This is a genomic window from Vallitalea maricola, from assembly GCF_036985595.1.
GTDB classification, from domain to species: Bacteria; Bacillota; Clostridia; order Lachnospirales; family Vallitaleaceae; genus Vallitalea; species Vallitalea maricola.
In genome coordinates this window covers 1-17,274 of record NZ_BTPU01000056.1, presented here as the reverse complement: position 1 = coordinate 17,274, position 17,274 = coordinate 1, and the positions used below count along the sequence as shown (strand labels likewise).

Below are 17,274 nucleotides of genomic sequence, written 5' to 3'. Positions count from 1 at the left end.
ATGGATATATTTCGGGATTTAGAAAGTTTTAAAGAGAATACAGCTGTTATTGATGATGAAGGTAATAACTATACTTATAATGAATTGAACAATATGGTTCTTGACTTTGGAAAAGTGATTCCTTCTAATAAGAAATCACTGATACTTGTAAAATGTAAGAATACAGTAGAATCAATAGTAGGATATCTAGGTGGTATAGCTGCAGGACAAGTAGTAATGCTGGTGGATAATACTGTTGATAGAGATTTGTTGGATAATATTATTGAATCCTATGAGCCAGAATATATATGGCAGCCTGTTTCAGGTGAACAACAACCTGTTTTTACTAATGATAAATATGAATTATTGAAGACAGATTATAATAACACAGATTATTCCATTTATTCTGATTTAAGTTTGTTAATGCTGACTTCTGGTTCAACAGGGTCACCAAAAGGAGTGCGATTGACACGCAAAAGTATTAATGCTAATGCCAAATCCATATCTGAGTATTTGAAGTTGGATAGTGAGGAAAGGCCTATTACCAATCTTCCAATGAATTATGCTTATGGATTATCGGTCATTAATAGCCATTTGTATGTAGGAGCAACTATTCTACTAACAAATCATTCTATTATCAAGAAGGATTTCTGGGATTTATTTCGTAAATATGATGCTACATCTTTGACAGGAGTGCCATATACATATGAAATGTTGAAAACATTAGGCTTTTTTGATATGCATCTACCTTCTCTTTGTTATTTTACACAAGCAGGTGGAAAACTCAGGGGAGAAATGGTTGCTGAATATGCTAAGTATTCAAGAGAACATAACATAAAATTTATTGTCATGTATGGGCAGACAGAAGCTACAGCTAGGATTAGCTATTTGCCCCCAGAATATAACTTAAGTAAAAATAAGAGTATAGGTATTGCAATTCCTGATGGCAAATTATATCTAAAAGATGATGAAGGAAAGGTAATAACTAAACCAAGAGAAGAAGGAACTCTATATTATGAAGGTGCTAATGTTATGCTGGGTTATGCATACAATAGAATGGATTTAGCTAAAGGTGATGAATATAAAGGATGTCTGAATACACGAGACTTGGCTTATTTTGATGAAGATGGTTATTTCTATATAGTAGGAAGGTCTAGTCGTTTTATTAAAATATTAGGTAAAAGGATGAACCTAGATGAAATAGAGCAGCACCTGAAGCAAGAGGGATTTGACTGTGTATGCGGTGGTGGAGATGATCTACTGTTAATTGCAGTAACGGATATGAGAATATCTCAGCAAATCAAAAAAAAGATTATTAAAAAATTTAAGATTGATTATGAATGTGTAGACATATTCAAGGTAGAAGAAATCAAAAAAAATCCAAGCGGTAAAATATGTTACAAAGAAATCTTTTCAGGATATAAAAAAGATGAGCAATAAAATAGTTATTAATAGTTAAGATACGAGTTTTTAAGGATAGTTTACCTTGAGATAATTGGAGGGATGGTTATAAAATGAATGAAAATAGTAAAATTATAGAGCAGTTCAATAAAGGAGCAAGAAATTTTGATGATTGGTCTGTAACACAAGATGAAAAAAGCATTAAAGCTCTTGCAGATTTCTGTGAATTATCTAAAAGTGATATAGTTCTAGATATTGCTTGTGGTACAGGTGCATTTTCACTTCTGGCAGCTAGATATGCAGATAACGTAAAAGGAATTGACATATCTAGTGGAATGGTAAACATCGCTAAAGAAAATGCAAAGAAAAGGGAGCTTGATAATGTACATTTCTATTGCCAGAATGTAGAAGACATTGATGTAGATAATCAGCTATTTTCCCTTGTTATTTCAAGGTCTGCATTCCATCATATGAAAAGATATAAAAACGTATTTTCACAGATGGTTAGCTGCTGTAAGCCTGATGGACGAATATGTATTCAGGATATAATTAGTTATGATAATAAAAAATTAGATGATTATTTTGAAGAAATGGAACAGCTTATTGATAAAAGTCATTATAGAACTTATACAAAACGTGAATTTTTCAATCTATACAAAGAAAACAATATAAAAGTTTTGGGATTGTTTGAATCCGAGTCCAATATGGATTTTTATGATTATGTAGAACATACAATTCAAAATGATATCAGCAGAAAGAATATTGATAAGCTACTTATGAAAGGACTTGCTGATGAAGAAATAGCATCATGTCTAATGGAAAAAGATGGACACATTCTATGGAAAAGAAAAGTTTGTACTATAATTGGGAGTAAATAATAAAGAATAAGGAGTTATTGTTATGGATTATAAAAAAACGGTAATTGAATTTTTTGAAGAACGATACTTTGTTAGTTTTGGTGAAGATTTTGAAGAGGATACTGATTTATTTAAAGCTGGAATCATTGAATCAAAAGGTTATATAAGTATTATTAATTTTCTTCGTAATGATTTAGATATTGATATGACAGATGAAGATATATTCTTGAATGTATTTGCTACAGTAGCTGATATTGTTAAATTCATAAAAGAAAAGAAATCTTAAAAATAAAAGTAAGGAGGGATAAGCGGTGAAAAAAAATAACAGCAATAATAGCAATAAAGAGATAGCGATTATTGGAGCAAGTATACGTTTTCCAAAATCAAATGAGCTCAATGAATTTTGGGAACAACTATTGTCCAAAGAATGCCTTATAACACCTATACCTCGGGAACGATTTAGTAAATATACTTTTTCTGAAGAAAGTAAAAGCAAATTGAATTTTGATAATATTTGTGGCGGGTTCATTGATGATGTTGATTGCTTTGATGCTTCATTTTTCAATATTTCTCCTAGAGAAGCTATGTTCATGGATCCACAACAACGAATGGCTATGGAATTAACATGGAAAGCTATTGAAGATGCCGGTTATAGAGCAAGTACTATCAAGGGGACCAAGACAGGTGTTTTTATGGGAGCTTGTAATAATGATTTTACAGAGATTATGGAAAAAGAAGTTAAAGAAATTGATGCATATATGCCCACAGGTACTTCAGCAGCTGTAATCTCTAACAGAATCTCTTACTGGTTTGATTTTAATGGTCCAAGTATGACAATAGATACAGCTTGTGCTAGTTCATTAGTGGCAATACATCAGGCGGTTCGTTCTCTTCAAATGGAAGATTGTGACTGTGCTATTGCTGGTGGGGTGAATCTATGCTGGACACCTAGAAGATTCATTGCACTTAGTCAAAGTGGTATGCTTTCAAAAGACGGAAAGTGTAAAGCTTTTGATGAAAGTGCTGATGGATATGTTCGTTCTGAAGGAGGAGGAGTACTAGTACTGAAACCACTAGACAAAGCAGTAGAAGATAATGATGATATATATGCTGTTATAAAAGGAATAGGTACGAATCATGGAGGAAGAACCAATTCTCTGACCATTACTAACCCTAAAGCACATGCTGAATTATTAACTGAAGTATATGAAAAAGCAGGTATCAGTCCAGATACAGTCAGCTATATAGAAACTCATGGACCTGGAACTCCTCTTGGAGATCCTATTGAAATACATGGGTTGAAAACGGCATTTGATACACTAGGTAAATTATTTGATAAGGATTTGAAACATCATCATTGCGGACTTGGGTCAGTTAAGACAAATATCGGACATCTAGAAGCGGCAGCAGGAATAGCAGGGATTATAAAGGTTATAATCTCCATGAAACATAAGACTTTGCCAGCAAGTATAAATTTCAAGAAATTGAATCCTGTTATTAATCTATCAAAAAGCCCATTCTATATCGTTAATGAAACAAAACCATGGGAGCAGATACAAGGAGATGACAACTCTTGTTATCCTAGACGAGCAGGAGTCAGTTCATTTGGTTTTGGAGGAAGCAATTCCCATATAATTCTGGAAGAATACGATAAAGGATGTAAAGAGGATAATAAAACATATAGGGGATTGGTAGATAACAATATTATTGAAGACTTAATATTTATTCCATTATCAGCTAAGTGCATTAATAGTCTTAATAATTATGTCCAAAATCTAATGAACTATCTAAAAGGGCTTTGTGTTAGATTCAGCAATGATGGAGAAAAACCTAGCGAATTAAATAACAGGCTTAAGGATATTGCTTATACGTTACAAACAGGAAGAGAACCAATGAAAGAACGTGTTATATTTATAACGAAAGATATAACTTCCTTGATTAATCAGTTAGAAGATTTCTTGCAGAACAAAAGAGGCATTGATAATTGTTGGCAGGGATGTGCAGATAAAGACAAGGATACTGATAATATTTTATTAGAAGAAACAGATATGCAAGTTCTGATTAATAAATGGATCAGTGAGAAGAATTTTAAAAAGATGGCAGCTCTATGGATTAGAGGATACTCTTTTGATTGGGATATTCTATATTCGGAAAGAAAGCCAAAACGCATACATTTGACAACCTATCCTTTTAATAGGAAGCATTATTGGATGGATTGTTACAATAATAAGGCTGGTAAAAAAGAAAAAGATACTAGTGAAATATTAAAAGTTAAGTCCATGGTATCACAGAATATAGTTAAAACAAAAGAAATTAAGGTATCTTTGGAACCTGTAAAAGATACTAACAACAAAAATGTTAAAGCTAGTGATAAAATACAAAATGATATATCTCTAGAAAAATTACAGAAAAAACTTACAATGAGCCTAGCAGGAGTTCTATACATAGAAATAAGTGATGTAGATATAGATAAAAAGTTTATTGACATAGGGTTGGATTCTATTATTGCAGTAGAATGGATAAGGTCAATAAATAAGCAATACAAAACTTCATTAACTGCTACAGTTGTTTATGACTATCCTAGTATAAGAGAATTCAGTACTTACTTATACAAAAAACTGAATGGCAGTGGAGAACAGGCTGAGAAGATATTAATGTCAGAATCAATAACAGATAGATATAATAATGAAAATGTTAATAAACCTAAAGGGATACTATTACAAGATTTACATAAAAATCCAACACAATTGTTGAAATCTACTGTTATGAATAAGCCCAAAATAACTCTAAATACAATAGATACTGGTTTATCACAAGTATGTGCAAGTAAAATGCCTATTACTGAAACAAATGAACATAAGAATATAACATCAGATGGATTGCAAAGAGAGCTTGCAGAAACCCTTGCAGAAGTACTGTATATTGATTTAGAAGAAGTTAATATAGATAAAAAATTCATAGACTTAGGATTAGATTCCATAGTAGCAGTAGAATGGATAAGATTAATAAACAAAAAGTATAAAACTTCAATTATTGCATCAGAAGTATACGAATATCCAAGTGTTAAAGAGTTCAGTTCTTTCCTACAAAAAAAATTAAACGTGGAAGGAAACAAAGAATTAATACAATCATATGAAGAAATGGATTTAAATAGAATTATCGAGGACGTATATAGAGGAAATCTAGATATAGATAAAGCTGATGAAATATTGAATCAGGCATCTAAAAAATAATATACTCAGTAAGATTAATCAATACTTATTGGCACTTGACTTAAAAAATCATACATATATAATAGTTTTAGATATAAATTATTAAGTTTCCAAAACTTTTTTATAAACATTGATTGAGGAAAGAGGTCTTACTATGGCAATAAGAAATATTAGAATAGTTGATGACGAAATATTAAGGAAGAAAAGTAAAGAAGTCAAGTGTGTTGATGAAAAGATATTGATGATTCTGAATGATATGGCTGATACAATGTATAATACAGGTAATGGGGCAGGTTTAGCGGCACCACAAGTAGGAATACTGAAAAGATTAGTTGTAATAGACATGGGAGAGGGGCTTATTAAATTAATAAATCCTCGTATCGTAGAAAGTAGTGGAACCCAGGAAGTGACAGAAGGATGTTTAAGCGTTCCAGGAAAATGGGGCAAACTAAAAAGACCAGCCACAGTAAAAGTGGAGGCTTTGAATGAAAATAATGAAAAATTTACAATCGTTGGAACAGGCGATCTAGCAAAATGCCTATGTCATGAAATAGATCATCTAGAAGGAATTTTATTTATTGATAAGGCTATAAAAGTGGTAAGTGAATAAAGAGTAATAGGTAAGCATCAGCGATAGCTGGTGCTTTTTCATTTGGAAATACTTATTTAGAGTAATTATGGTTAAAGAATTAGAGCATCTTTAAAAACTAGTAATGTAATACATATTGAAAAGGACAAAATAGTGGATTTATGAAATTATAATTTTGATATTTTGAACTTTAGGGATTTATAGTTATCAATCCATAAAAAGTTCTTGACTTAGAGTTAACTCTAAGGGGTATGATAAAAATAACCAATAAATAATTAATAAGAAAAGGGGTTGTGTTATGGATAAAAATAATTTTTCGTATTATATTCCAACAAAAATATTTTTTGGCAGTGGTATGATTAACAAGTTAGGTGAAATGAAGTTGCCAGGGAAAAAAGCGCTGATTGTAATATCTTCAGGGACTTCAATGAAGAAATACGGGTATTTGGATAAGCTATGTAAGTTACTTGAAAATAATTCATGTGAATATGTAGTTTATGATAAAATTAAACCAAATCCTACTTACAAAAATGTAATGGAGGGTTCAGAAATTGCCAAGAAAAACAATTGTGATTTTGTAATAGGTCTTGGTGGTGGAAGCAGTATTGATGCCGCAAAAAGTATTGCGATTATGGTAACTAACGAAGGTGACTATTGGGATTATGTACATGGTGGAACTGGTAAAGGATTACCTTTAGGTAATAAACCATTAGAGATTGTTGCAATAACAACAACTGCTGGTACTGGTACTGAAGCAGATCCATGGACTGTTATAACAAAAGAAGATACCTTTGAAAAGATTGGCTATGGCAATAATGATACATTTCCTAGTATATCAATTGTGGATCCTGATTTGATGATGAGTGTACCAACAAAACTTACTGCATATCAAGGATTTGATGCACTATTTCATGCTACAGAAGGATATCTTGCTAATATATCTAATGAAATCAGTGATATGTATGCATTAAAAAGTATTGAATTAATAGGAAGGTCTCTGGCGAAAGCAGTTAATGATGGAAACGACAAAGAGGCTAGAACAGATATGGCTCTAGCTAATACGTTATCAGGATTTGTTGAATCAACATCCAGTTGTATATCTGAGCATTCCTTGGAACATGCTCTCAGTGCCTATCATCCTGAGCTTCCTCATGGAGCAGGTTTGATTATGATATCAGAAGCGTATTATAGTTTTTTTATGGATAAAATACCAGATAGATTCATAAAAATGGCAAGAGCACTAGGTAATCAAAATGCAGAAGAACCAATAGATTTTGTTAATGCACTTTTGAAATTACAAAATGAATGTGGAGTAGATAAGTTAAAATTATCTAATTATGGAATACAAAAAGATAATCTAGAAATGTATGCCAAGAATGCTATGGATACTATGGGAGGTCTATTTGAATTAGACCCATATAAGTTGACATTAAGTGAAGCAACCAGTATACTGGAACATGCATATAAATAAAGGATTAAAGTGGGTGATGAATTGAGTTTTACGATTAAAGATGTATCTGATAAATTAAATCTTAGCACTCATACAATAAGATATTATGAAAAAGAGGGAGTAATACCTAAGGTAAAAAGGAATGACAATGGTGTTAGGGAGTATACTACAACCGATATTCAATGGTTAGAATTAGTATGTTGCCTAAAAGAAACAGGAATGCCACTAAAAAATATTAAGCAAATAGTTAGACTTAGTTTAGTTACCAATACTGAAGATACTTTAGAAGAAAGACTTGAAATATTGACAAACCATAAAAACAAGGTCTTAGAACATATGAAATCAACTGAAAAAAATCTGATGAAGATCAATAAGAAAATTGATTATTATAAAGGAAATGTTAATTGTAAGGAAGGAAAGATACAATAGATATTTTTAATGATGTTTAAATTATAATATATAGTATAGACTCTATTTAGAGATGAATTAACAGCTAAATAGAGTCTATCTTATTTTACTTGGACTATGATGAATAGCCTAATATTTTTATTTCATATTTTATAAATATAAATTATGTCAAGATATAGAGCAGTAACTATTGACTATTTAGTATAGCCATATACCAAATGCTATCAGTATAATTGATAATATAATTACGCTGATATTTAATCTAAGCATTTTCTTAGGATTGTATAATGTAGCGTGGAGAAATTCCAGGAATTTATTGTAGTTGAACATTAGAGTTAATATCTTAATACCTGTAAGGGATATCAAGGTGCCTAATATCCATCCGTAGGGAATAGAATAAACTATATAAATATACCAAGTCATGGCTATTAATATAAGACCAACTATACATACTATGTATATCCACAGGGGTTTTTTCTCTTTGTATGCTTTTGTTGTTTCCCATTTGTTCCAGTTATCTTTCATTACAGCCATAGCGATTCTGGAAATAATACCTATTGCTGCCCATAAGAAACACATAATTTTAAAATATAACATTATAAACAACTCCTTTATTATTTTTATTTAATAGAGAGGTCACCATTTTAATTATTTTCTCTATTATTGATATGTGACTATCTAGTCACTTTTATATTAAAAAAATATACCCTAAGGTTATATTTTTAATTTTAAACTGATATTAGGCTAAGATACCTTTTTTAATTAGTTCTAAGGTATCATCAAGTGCCTTTTCAATCTGTATATTTAAGGTATCATTTTTAATGTTACTTACTAACTTTTGTTGGTTGATATCATTCTTTTTCATTATATATCTACCTATATTTGTTGTTATTTCTGTTAGAAAAAAGGCTATCAATTCTATATCTATATCTTTTCTTATTTGTCCGTTATCACGGGCTTGAATTATTAGGTTTTTTATATAATTATCAGACATCAGTTTCATACTATCTATTGTTTCGTTCTTAAAAGGGTCATGATTGCCACTAAATACTTTTGATAAGAATATGCTGTAAGTTGGATATTCTATATCAAATCTAGTTCCGATTTTTAATATCTGTTTGTATAGTTCTATGAAATCAGAGGTTTCAAACTTGACATTAGAACTGATGTATTCGAGCTTTTTCGTGCTTACTTGTTCTATTAGAAAAAAATATAGGTCTTTCTTGTTATTAAAATACTGATAAATACTTCCTTTAGCTATTTTTAATGTTTCTACCATACGAGTTATAGATGCATCATTATAACTATTATTTGTGAATTCCTCTAAAGCCATTTTAAAAATTTTATCTTTTTTGGTTGTAGGTAGATTATAATAGGTGTTTGATGGCATTTTAATTATCTCCTCTAATATAATGTGACTGTATAGTCATATGATAACATAAAAGATATATTAAATCAATGTTAATTTAAGTTTTACATTATTAAAGGTGTATGTATATACATATACTATTTTGCTTTTTAACAATCATAGATACAATAATATAATTTAGTGTTATAATATATTAATGGTGATATATCTGTGTTTTACATATTAATAATCCAGATTAGTAATAAAAAGATAAGGGGAAATGGACAATGAGAGACATTATATTACAAAAGTTGAAAGAGATAGAGCAAGAACATGAAGTAAAAATCCTATATGCTGTAGAATCAGGAAGCAGGGGCTGGGGCTTTGAATCCAAAGATAGTGATTATGATGTAAGATTTATATATATTCACAAACCAGAATGGTATATGTCCATTAAGGAAAAAAGAGATGTCATAGAATTACCTATAAACGACTTACTTGACATTAATGGATGGGATATAAGAAAAACATTGGTGTTATTTAAAAAATCTAATCCCACATTACTAGAATGGTTAAGCTCTCCAATCATATATGGGGAGAGAACTAATCTAGTTAGTGAACTAAAAGAGTTGCTAAAAGATTATTTTTCTTCTAAATCATGTATCTATCACTATTTACATATGGCAGAGGGGAATTATAGAGTGTATTTAAAGGGTGAAAAGATAAGAATTAAAAAGTACTTTTATGTACTTAGACCAATTATGGCATGTATGTGGACTGAAAAGTATGGAACTCAGCCACCTATGTTATTTGAAGAGCTTATGAATCATCTAGACTTGGATGAAGAATTAGTCAATGAGATTGAAAAACTACTTGTTATAAAACGAAGGGGCTACGAAATAGACAAGCAAAAGAAAATAAATATTATTAATGATTTTCTAGAAGATAAAATATGTTATTATAATGAATATGTTAAAACCCTTAACATACAGGTAAGTGATGATATTGATGCATTAGATAACCTGTTTAGAAGTACTTTATATGAAGGATGGGGACTATAATTATTGAAATAGATAAATGATAAGGAAGAATGAAAGGAAGTAAAGATGAAAAAAAATCAGTGTGATTATTGCCTGTATCTGACTTATGATGAAGAAACTGATGACTATTATTGTTCATTGAGCCTAGAGCAAGACGATGTTGAAAAATTAAGTTATAGTAAGTACAATGGTTGTCCTTATTTTAGAATGGGTGATGACTATACTATTGTTAGAAAACAGGCATTTTAGAAAACTAAATGGTTGTAACAAAAAATTCTAGGTAATAGACTATTGCCTAGGTTTTTTTTGCTTAAGTATAGTGTTAAATAATAGTAGAAATATTATTTGATAATTTTAATATACAGATAAAGAAATGGTTTTATAATTATAATGTTAAAGCATGAATATAATTTAGAAATATAATAAAATTAGTAAAATATTATTAATGATAAATTAATTTAAATATTAACAATAATAAAGTTTGGAATAATATATTAATATATATAGTTTAATTAATATTTAAAAGAAGAAAAAACTGTTAATAAGCTATATAATTGATAATAAATAATAAAAACATTGAAAAATGTATAAATAAGTGATATTATTAAAATACGATGAAAATTATAACAATAAATTCTAAAGATAATATTTCTATATTTTATCTAAAAAAGGTGCTATAATTTCATAATTATGAGCTAGTTTAAAACATATATTAAACTTATAAACCAACTATTCATAATATTTAAAAGAAAAATGCCCTATTTTCTATACGAAAACAGTTGAATGACTAATCTTTAACGATAAAAGTTTTATTCAAAAAATATATTCAGTTCTATTATACATTTCAGTTAACCACCAAAACAGCAAGGAGGGATACTTTGGATTTCTTTATTTCAAAAGAACAAATGATGTTAAAGAATGAAATCATTGATTTTGCAAAAAATCATCTTAATGACAATAAGTACATAGAAACATTCTCAATGGAAATGTGGAAAGAAATTTCTGATCTAGGGTTATTAGGAGTCACTGTATCAGAACAATACGGTGGCTTAGGAGAAAGCTATCTTACAGCAGCTTTGATGTTTGAAGGATTAGGGTATGCTTGTAAGAATAACGGATTTATTTTCGTAATCAATAATCATATCTGGGTAGGTCAAAACCTAATTTATCTCTACGGTAGTGAAGAGTTAAAAGAAAAATATTTGGAGAAGATGGTAGCAGGACAAAAGATTGGTGCAATTGCTATCACTGAAGCAGAAGCTGGATCGGATGCTATGAGTATGGCTACTCATGCAGAAGATAAAGGGGATCATTATGTCCTAAATGGTACGAAGATGTTCATTTCCAACGGTCCAATTGCAGATATCTTTATTGTTTTCGCAGTAACAAGTGAAGGTGCTTTCAAACGTTATACAGCTTTTGTTGTGGAAAAAGATTTTGAAGGATTTCAGGTATGTGAAGATATAAAGAAAATGGGTCTAGGAGCATGTCCTACATCAGAAATTGTACTGGACAATTGTATTGTTCCCAAGGAAAACGTTCTGGGTAGATTCAATATGGGAGCTAATATAATGACTGCGGCACTTGAATGGGAGCGTTGCTATGAATTTGCTCCTCATGTAGGTGTCATGCAGAGAATAATGGAAAAATGTTTAGAACATGTAAATAATAGAAAACAATTTAATCGGTTAATCGGTGAAAATCAATCTATATCTCATAAAATAGCTGATATGCAAATGAGTATAGAATTATCTCGATTGATGTTATATAAAATAGCATGGCTAAAGGATCAAGGTAAAAGTGCTTTTATGGAGTCTTCTATCTTTAAAACCTATGTTAGTGAAAATTACATTAAGACATGTAGAGATGCTCTTCAGATATTTGGCGCTTATGGGTATACAAAAGATTATGAGATTGAAAGGGAATTAAGGGATGCTCTAGCGTGCAGTATCTATTCAGGAACCAATGAAATGCAAAAAAATACCATATATAACATGATTAGAAGTCGAGTGGTCTAGGTGAAAAATATGGTAAATGTAATTTTAGCTTATGAAAGGAATTGGTTGACTTGAGAATAGTTATGTGTGTTAAACCTGTAAAAAAGGAACTTGTTTACAAGGAAAATGAACACCTTGAAAATCTGGTAATAAATCCATATGATTTGTATGCTCTACAAAATATAATTGAAATGAAAAAAGAAGGTACAGAGATAATCTGTATCAGTATGGGTCCTGAGGGTGCTAAAGAAGCATTAAGACGTTGTATTGCACTTGGAGTTGATGATGTCATTCATCTAAGTGATAAGCATTTTGCAGGTGCGGATACTATCGCAACTTCCTATGTACTAAAAAAAGCAATTGAAAAAATAGGTGATGTGGACCTTATTTGCTGTGGGCAAAAAACAGTAGATGGTGAAACAGGACAAGTTGTATATGCTCTTTCAGAACAGTTAGGGATGCCTTGCATAGCTCAGGTTGAGACCATAATGGATTTAAGTCTAGAAAATGCATCTATTGAAAGAGAGAATGGTGAGTGCATTGAAAAGTTGAGAGTAAGATTACCAGCAGTCATTTCATATAGAAATTGCACTACTATATATAAAAAAATCAACTTGTTAAGGTTAAAGCGTGCAAAGAACAAAGAAATAGTTGTTTGGAATATGAATGATTTAGAGATTGATAGGTCCATGTGTGGACTAAAAGGGTCTAAGACCATCGTTCAAGATGTTAACAAAATCAATCCTATGGTAAAAAAAGAACAGACAGTATTGGACGGAGATATTGAAAATACGGCTATGATCATTAAAAATATTATATTAGGAAAAGTCAATGGAGTATATACATATGGGAAATAAAAAAATATGGATTATAAATGATCAGGATGTACAATATGCAACAGAACATGCACTACAGATTCTACATAAAGGGATTAGGTTAAAGAGAAACGATAATGATGAGGTATCAGTTATTTGTGTTGGAGTAAATCGGGAAGATCAGTTCAAGAAATTATTTCAATATGGAGCAGATAGAGTTATCTTTTGTGAGCAAAGACACGGATATAGTATTTCATTATATGTTAAATGTATAGCAACAATGCTGCAAGATAAACTACCTGATGTCATATTATTTCCAGCATCTATAACAGGCAGACAGACAGCTGCAATGTTATCTGTTCGGTTTAATGCTGGACTAACTGCGTGCTGCACTGATATAAAGTATGATGGTGATAAGGAAAGATATGTCTTCATTAGACCAGCTATGAGTGAATCTGTATTAGCGAAGATAACATGTATTAATGAGAAGCTTCAGTTGTGTACAATAAAAGAAAATATATTCGAATCAAAATTTGTAACTAATGAGATAAACTTCAATATGGAATATTTCTCCTATACAGAAAACGGTTCAGACAAAAATATTGAGGTCTTGGAACGTAAAGCATTAAATCTTAAGGAACGTGTGGATATTAAGTCTGCCAAGATTGTCTTTGTCGTTGGAAGAGGAATGAAACACTCTATGGATTTATGCAAAACAGTTGCACGACAATATGGTGCTGTCGTTGTAGGGACTAAGGCAGCTGTAGAAGAAAAGATGATTCAGGAGAATCGTCAGATTGGTCAGTCGGGTATTAGTATAAGCCCTGATATTTGTGTTGCATTGGGAGTGTCAGGAGCAACTCAACATATGGTTGGTATTAAGGGTGCACAGGTTATTATAGCAGTCAATACTGATGTAAATGCCCCCATATTTGAATACTCGGATTACGTAATAGTTGACAAAGGTGAGAATATATTAGCAGAACTTGCAAAATAAGAAACACGAGAAGTATCCAGAAGGGAGATTAGACTATGAAGGATGGGTTTTATGTCTCTGCTTATATTAATATCTCTAAATTAGGTAATTTGTATAAAGCAGGACATAGACATGATGAAAGTATTGCTTTGTGGGAAAAAAAAGGACACAGCGTATCCTTAGTTCATTACTGGGAGTTAGAAAGATTAACAGGTATTAAGCAACAAAGGTTACCATTTTTTGATGTTAAGCAGTGTAAAGAAATCATCAATGAATTGTTAAGTGAATATGATATTACATTAGATGATGTAGTAGAGATATGGGGTGAGCCAGAGTTACAAGAGGATGATAGCTATTTACCAAAGTACTTGTTTCCTGAATACACATTACACGGTTTTGCTCATTTGGCATCTTGTCTTTGTATGGATATGGATTTATTCAGGGATGAAAATATTCTAGCATTTGCTGTAGACGGTGGTTCTGATAACACTATTGATGCGTATGATAGAGAGGGTATAAGTGAATATGACCGGCACTTTTATATGGGATGTTACTCAGAAGCTGGAAAAAAGTTGAACTTATTTCCAGTTGTATCACCAGCTGAAATATGGGGATGGGCTTTAATGCGATATAACATAAGAGAAGGTACTCTAATGGCATTAGCTTCCGCTAGTGAGAGTAAAGCCTATTATAATATAGAAGATATACTCCCTTTTGATGAATTTAAGATGGGGACAAACAGTCGCAAAAAAATATTCAGTATGATGGATGAAATAGACCACTATACCAAAGACGATATAGGTAAAAAATTCAACTATTTTGATGAAAGATTTAGTGAGAAGGAAAATCGTATAAGTATGGCTATGAAAATAGTTCAACAAATATCCTATAAAATTATGGATAATAGCATTGAAGAAGCTATTGAGAAATTTGGATTACGTACAGAGGAGTCTTATCTTGCTATGTCAGGTGGATTTGCTTTGAATTGTCCATGCAACACCTATTTAATGAATAAATATCATTTCAAAGGATTTATAGCACCACCTTGTGTAAGTGATTCTGGTATGGCATTGGGGATTGGATTATCATCGTTTTATGTGAGAACCTCAGGTGATTTTGATTTCAAATTGGAACATGCTTATTACGGTGATAGCTACAAAGTAAAAGAATTCCTAGAAAAACAGGAATTCAGTAATTTTATAGAAAGCGTAGAAGAATTTGACGCAGCTAGAGTTGTAGAAGATATGCAGGAAGACATTGTTCTATGGTATGAAGGAAGTTCTGAGGTTGGACCAAGAGCTTTAGGTGCAAGAAGTTTGATTGGTGATCCTAGATACACTAGAACAAAGGATCGTTTGAATGAAGTAAAGAAAAGACAATGGTGGCGACCTGTAGCTCCAATTGTATTAAAAGAAAAAGTAGGTGAATGGTTTTATAATGATTACGAATCTCCTTTTATGTTACAAGCTCTAGAACTGTTAGAGGATAAAAGACAGATAGTACCTGCAATCGTCCATGAAGATGGAACATCAAGGTTGCAGACTATTGATAGAAGTAATCCTCAAACATACCTCTATAAGGTAATGAAGGAATTTGAGAGAGTGTCAGGAGTACCTATTATCTGTAATACCTCTTTGAATGATAAAGGAGAGCCTATAATCAATAGAATTGAAGAAGCATGTAATTTTGCTTTGCGTAAAAATATAAGAGTGGGCTATTTCAATGGTTATAGAATCCTATTCAAGAATCATGAACAATATAAAAACCAAGAAGTATTGGAGAGAAAGCTTCAAATGGAAATATGGAAAGATGAGTTTCAAAAACAAGAATTAATTAAAAAATATAATCCATATAACCTCTCTCAAAAAGAAATCTATGTTTATACATTTACCAATTTGTATAAAGGCATCGAATTATTTGATTTAGATTATGAAAAGCAGAAGGAGATCGCAAAGCAAGTAAAAGAACTACTGAAAAAAGATCCATTATTTAATAAACAGATTCTTTTAATAAGAATAATGAATGCCAATATAAATACAAAAAAACTATAGTAGGAAAGGTAGAAGTCCAATGAAAGATGGATATTATTTATCAGCATATTTAGAAATCAATGAGGCTAGTAATGTTCTTTCAATAGGAATTCGACATGATAATTGCGTTGCACTATGGGAAAAAAAGAATTCTAATGTAAAGCTTATACGTTATTGGGAACTAGAGCGATTAACTGGGTATAAACAAAATGCATTTGCCTGCTATGATAAAGAACATTGTCAACAGATTTTGAGTAGTTTACTAGAAAAAGAAGGATTAACATTAGATGATGTCATAGAAATATGGGGTGTTCCAGAATTATTAGCAGATGATAGTTACTTATCAAAACATAAATATCCTGAGTATACCTACCATTGTATGTCACATTTATCTTCTTGTATATTTATGGATACAGAGATATATAGAAAAGAAAATATTCTTGGATTCAATTTAGATGCTGGTTCTGATTGTATTGTCAATGCTTACAATAAAGAAGGCGAAATAGGTGAGATTGAGAAATATCCATTTGTTGCCGCTTTTTCAAAAGCTGGTACTAAGGACCTTTCATTATCCCCTGTCTTTTCTCCAGGAATATTTTGGGAACATGTATCAACTTACTTCAATATGAGAGAGGGTAGTTTGATGGCACTTGCTGCGGCAAGTGAAAGTAAGTCATATCTTGAAGTTGATAATATTCTTGTAAATAAAGCTTTGCCATTGGATAAATCAAATCAAGCAGAGAATCAACTTCTTAGTCTAGTTAGAGAAATTGAGTCCTATACCCAAGAGGATGCAGGAGTCAGATTTAATTACTTTGATAAGCGATTTAGTGAAAGAGAAAATAAAATAAGCATGGTAATGAAAATTATTCAGAACATGTCTTATAGGATTATGGAATTGAATATTGAAAATGCTATTAGAGATTTTGGTATTGTTCCAAAGGAAACCTACCTAGCTATGTCAGGTGGATTTGCCTTGAATTGTCCATGTAATACATATTTAATGGACAAATACCATTTTAAAGGTTTTCTAGCGCCACCTTGTGTCAGTGATAGTGGTATTTCCTTGGGGATTGGACTTAATGCATTTAATTGACCTCCCTATGGAGAGTTTAACTTCAGATTAGAATGCTCGTCTGATGGAGAAAGTGACAGCCTTGAGAATTTTCTTG

General features: G+C 31.2%; 16 protein-coding genes. 14 read left to right on the top strand and 2 right to left on the bottom strand.

The window, feature by feature from the left end:
• The 7 genes from AACQ14_RS16045 to AACQ14_RS16015 all read left to right on the top strand — a co-directional run bounded on the left by AACQ14_RS16045 (position 1) and on the right by AACQ14_RS16015 (position 7,917).
• The gene (locus AACQ14_RS16045; protein ID WP_339364600.1) at positions 1-1,419 is read left to right on the top strand and encodes an AMP-binding protein; all 1,419 of its coding nucleotides are present in this window, start codon (positions 1-3) and stop codon (positions 1,417-1,419) included.
• 74 nt (positions 1,420-1,493) lie between these two features.
• Positions 1,494-2,258: a class I SAM-dependent methyltransferase gene (locus tag AACQ14_RS16040; RefSeq protein ID WP_339364599.1), complete on the top strand. Its 765-nt coding sequence runs from the start codon at positions 1,494-1,496 to the stop codon at positions 2,256-2,258.
• A gap of 22 nt (positions 2,259-2,280) precedes the next feature.
• Positions 2,281-2,523 (top strand): hypothetical protein, encoded by a 243-nt coding sequence (locus AACQ14_RS16035; protein ID WP_339364598.1) that lies wholly within the window; start codon positions 2,281-2,283, stop codon positions 2,521-2,523.
• 25 nt (positions 2,524-2,548) lie between these two features.
• Positions 2,549-5,470 carry a beta-ketoacyl synthase N-terminal-like domain-containing protein gene (locus tag AACQ14_RS16030; RefSeq protein ID WP_339364597.1) on the top strand — a complete coding sequence of 974 codons (2,922 nt, stop codon included), beginning with the start codon at positions 2,549-2,551 and terminating at the stop codon, positions 5,468-5,470.
• Positions 5,471-5,603: 133 nt separating this feature from the next.
• Positions 5,604-6,059: a peptide deformylase gene (def, locus tag AACQ14_RS16025; protein WP_339364596.1), complete on the top strand. Its 456-nt coding sequence runs from the start codon at positions 5,604-5,606 to the stop codon at positions 6,057-6,059.
• A gap of 277 nt (positions 6,060-6,336) precedes the next feature.
• Positions 6,337-7,509 (top strand): iron-containing alcohol dehydrogenase, encoded by a 1,173-nt coding sequence (locus tag AACQ14_RS16020; protein ID WP_339364595.1) that lies wholly within the window; start codon positions 6,337-6,339, stop codon positions 7,507-7,509.
• Between the two features lie 21 nt (positions 7,510-7,530).
• The gene (locus tag AACQ14_RS16015) at positions 7,531-7,917 is read left to right on the top strand and encodes a MerR family transcriptional regulator (RefSeq protein WP_339364594.1); all 387 of its coding nucleotides are present in this window, start codon (positions 7,531-7,533) and stop codon (positions 7,915-7,917) included.
• Positions 7,918-8,094: 177 nt separating this feature from the next.
• Here AACQ14_RS16015 and AACQ14_RS16010 read toward each other — a convergent pair whose 3' ends face one another.
• Positions 8,095-8,493, bottom strand: coding sequence for a hypothetical protein (locus tag AACQ14_RS16010; protein ID WP_339364593.1), 399 nt, complete (start codon positions 8,491-8,493; stop codon positions 8,095-8,097).
• 142 nt (positions 8,494-8,635) lie between these two features.
• Complete coding sequence (locus tag AACQ14_RS16005) at positions 8,636-9,286, bottom strand: TetR/AcrR family transcriptional regulator (protein WP_339364592.1); 651 nt, start codon at positions 9,284-9,286, stop codon at positions 8,636-8,638.
• 245 nt (positions 9,287-9,531) lie between these two features.
• Here AACQ14_RS16005 and AACQ14_RS16000 point away from each other — a divergent pair, with 245 nt between their 5' ends.
• The 7 genes from AACQ14_RS16000 (at position 9,532) to AACQ14_RS15970 (ending at position 17,198) form a co-directional block, all read left to right on the top strand.
• Complete coding sequence (locus AACQ14_RS16000) at positions 9,532-10,305, top strand: nucleotidyltransferase domain-containing protein (protein ID WP_339364591.1); 774 nt, start codon at positions 9,532-9,534, stop codon at positions 10,303-10,305.
• A 45-nt stretch (positions 10,306-10,350) separates the two neighbouring features.
• A complete protein-coding gene (locus tag AACQ14_RS15995) occupies positions 10,351-10,533 on the top strand; it encodes a DUF6472 family protein (RefSeq protein ID WP_113672076.1) in 183 nt (60 codons plus the stop codon).
• Positions 10,534-11,162: 629 nt separating this feature from the next.
• Positions 11,163-12,302 (top strand): acyl-CoA dehydrogenase family protein, encoded by a 1,140-nt coding sequence (locus tag AACQ14_RS15990; RefSeq protein ID WP_339364590.1) that lies wholly within the window; start codon positions 11,163-11,165, stop codon positions 12,300-12,302.
• 50 nt (positions 12,303-12,352) lie between these two features.
• A complete protein-coding gene (locus AACQ14_RS15985; RefSeq protein ID WP_339364589.1) occupies positions 12,353-13,138 on the top strand; it encodes an electron transfer flavoprotein subunit beta/FixA family protein in 786 nt (261 codons plus the stop codon).
• A complete protein-coding gene (locus AACQ14_RS15980) occupies positions 13,128-14,093 on the top strand; it encodes an electron transfer flavoprotein subunit alpha/FixB family protein (RefSeq protein WP_339364588.1) in 966 nt (321 codons plus the stop codon). The genes AACQ14_RS15985 and AACQ14_RS15980 overlap by 11 nt, the downstream gene beginning before the upstream one ends.
• 35 nt (positions 14,094-14,128) lie before the next feature.
• Positions 14,129-16,123, top strand: a complete 1,995-nt coding sequence (locus tag AACQ14_RS15975; protein ID WP_339364587.1) for a carbamoyltransferase C-terminal domain-containing protein — start codon at positions 14,129-14,131, stop codon at positions 16,121-16,123.
• A 19-nt stretch (positions 16,124-16,142) separates the two neighbouring features.
• On the top strand, positions 16,143-17,198 hold the full coding sequence (locus tag AACQ14_RS15970) for a carbamoyltransferase N-terminal domain-containing protein (protein ID WP_339364586.1): 1,056 nt from the start codon (positions 16,143-16,145) through the stop codon (positions 17,196-17,198).
• Positions 17,199-17,274 lie beyond the last annotated feature (76 nt).

Coding starts and splice junctions, on each gene's coding strand:
- AACQ14_RS16045 (WP_339364600.1), top strand. CDS start 1: ATGGATATATTTCGGGATTTAGAAAGTTTTAAAGAGAATACAGCTGTT.
- AACQ14_RS16040 (WP_339364599.1), top strand. CDS start 1,494: ATGAATGAAAATAGTAAAATTATAGAGCAGTTCAATAAAGGAGCAAGA.
- AACQ14_RS16035 (WP_339364598.1), top strand. CDS start 2,281: ATGGATTATAAAAAAACGGTAATTGAATTTTTTGAAGAACGATACTTT.
- def (WP_339364596.1), top strand. CDS start 5,604: ATGGCAATAAGAAATATTAGAATAGTTGATGACGAAATATTAAGGAAG.
- AACQ14_RS16020 (WP_339364595.1), top strand. CDS start 6,337: ATGGATAAAAATAATTTTTCGTATTATATTCCAACAAAAATATTTTTT.
- AACQ14_RS16010 (WP_339364593.1), bottom strand. CDS start 8,493: ATGTTATATTTTAAAATTATGTGTTTCTTATGGGCAGCAATAGGTATT.
- AACQ14_RS16005 (WP_339364592.1), bottom strand. CDS start 9,286: ATGCCATCAAACACCTATTATAATCTACCTACAACCAAAAAAGATAAA.
- AACQ14_RS16000 (WP_339364591.1), top strand. CDS start 9,532: ATGAGAGACATTATATTACAAAAGTTGAAAGAGATAGAGCAAGAACAT.
- AACQ14_RS15995 (WP_113672076.1), top strand. CDS start 10,351: ATGAAAAAAAATCAGTGTGATTATTGCCTGTATCTGACTTATGATGAA.
- AACQ14_RS15980 (WP_339364588.1), top strand. CDS start 13,128: ATGGGAAATAAAAAAATATGGATTATAAATGATCAGGATGTACAATAT.
- AACQ14_RS15975 (WP_339364587.1), top strand. CDS start 14,129: ATGAAGGATGGGTTTTATGTCTCTGCTTATATTAATATCTCTAAATTA.
- AACQ14_RS15970 (WP_339364586.1), top strand. CDS start 16,143: ATGAAAGATGGATATTATTTATCAGCATATTTAGAAATCAATGAGGCT.